Genomic DNA, 1,245 nt, shown 5'->3' with positions numbered 1-1,245 from the left:
CTCTACTTTGGCAGGTTGTGCGGTAGGGAGCAAGGGCATAAATTCAGGGAATGGACTTGCCGATTACTGAAAAAAAGTGGAGGCCTACGTGGCCAGTTACGCCACCTGCTTTCGCCCGCGCCTACACGGACAACGGGCGCATTGTCAGCAGTACATCAAGGGGTTATTTCACGCCTGCCGCAGCACCCTGGAGCGCATGAACGAGCGCCTGCCCGATTCGAATTACGATGCGCTGCACCATTTTATCAGCGAATCGAGCTGGGATGGGCAGGCTGTGATGGACGAGGTAGCCCGCCGGGTGCAGGCCACGCTGGGCGAGGTGACGGGCGAACAAGGCCTGCTGCTGGATGAATGCGGCTGGGAGAAGGCGGGCAGCAAGGGGCAGCAAGAGCGTGGGGGTGGGCCGCCAGTACATCGGGCAAGTGGGTAAAATCAGTAATGGGCAGGTGGGCGTGGTTGCCGTGTTGAGTCGAGGCAACTCGGCGGGCCTAGTGGGCGGGCAACTCTACCTGCCCCAGGCCTGGAGTAGTGATGCGGCCCGTTGCGCCCAGGCGCGGGTGCCCGTGGCGGCGCGGTCCTACCGCAGCAAGCCCGAGGTGGCGGCGGCGCTCGTCGACCACCTGCTGGGTCAGGGCCTGGTGCGGGCCGATTGGGTGGGGGGGCGACGCGGCCTACGGTAACTCGCCGGCCCTGCGCCAGGCCTTGCAGCAGCGCGGGCAGGCCTATGTGCTCGACGTGGGGCCGGGACTGCAGGTGTACCTGGCCGACCCGACCCCGGCGGTGGCCCCCGCCTGGTCGGGTCGAGGCCGCCCGCCCCGCCGGGTGCAGCCTCTGGGCACGGCCTAGGCCCTGCCCCAGGTGGCAGCCCAGCTGCCTGCTGCTGCCTGGCAGCGCGTAGCTTACCGGCCAGGGCAAAAAGGGCCGCTGGTGCGCGAGGCCGTGCTGCTGCCGGTCTGGCGCTGGGAGAACGGGGAGCAGGTGGCACAGGCGTTGCACTTACTCGTTTCCCGCGAACTGGACGGCAGGCAGGTCAAGTACAGCCTCTGCTACAGCCCGCCAGGGGGCGCGGCGCTGAACGTGGCGCAGGCCCTGTACCGGCAGATGCAGCGCTACTGGATTGAACGCGTATTTCAGGAAGCCAAGCAGCAACTGGGCCTGCACCAGAACCAAACGCGCTCCTGGCCTGCCTGGCAGCACCACGTGGCCCTGACGACGATGGCCCTGCACTTGCTGCTCGACACGCAG

The 1,245-nt window shown here is 67.1% G+C and carries 3 protein-coding genes and 1 pseudogene; all 4 read left to right on the top strand.

From position 1 onward, the window contains the following. Positions 1-76 precede the first annotated feature (76 nt). Positions 77-430 carry a transposase gene (locus E5J99_RS20895; protein ID WP_135499743.1) on the top strand — a complete coding sequence of 118 codons (354 nt, stop codon included), beginning with the start codon at positions 77-79 and terminating at the stop codon, positions 428-430. Further along, entirely contained in the window at positions 423-680 is a 258-nt protein-coding gene (locus tag E5J99_RS22115) for a transposase (RefSeq protein WP_262713078.1), read from the top strand. Before E5J99_RS20895 ends, E5J99_RS22115 begins: the two co-directional genes overlap by 8 nt. A 22-nt stretch (positions 681-702) precedes the next feature. Next, positions 703-846 (top strand): hypothetical protein, encoded by a 144-nt coding sequence (locus E5J99_RS22110; RefSeq protein WP_167852283.1) that lies wholly within the window; start codon positions 703-705, stop codon positions 844-846. Positions 847-858: 12 nt separating this feature from the next. Beyond that, positions 859-1,245, top strand: a pseudogene (locus E5J99_RS20880) (hypothetical protein); the annotation flags it as partial.

The sequence above is a fragment of the Hymenobacter elongatus genome (assembly GCF_004745955.1).
Classification (GTDB): Bacteria; Bacteroidota; Bacteroidia; order Cytophagales; family Hymenobacteraceae; genus Hymenobacter; species Hymenobacter elongatus.
This window is presented reverse-complemented; position numbering and strand designations above follow the sequence as displayed.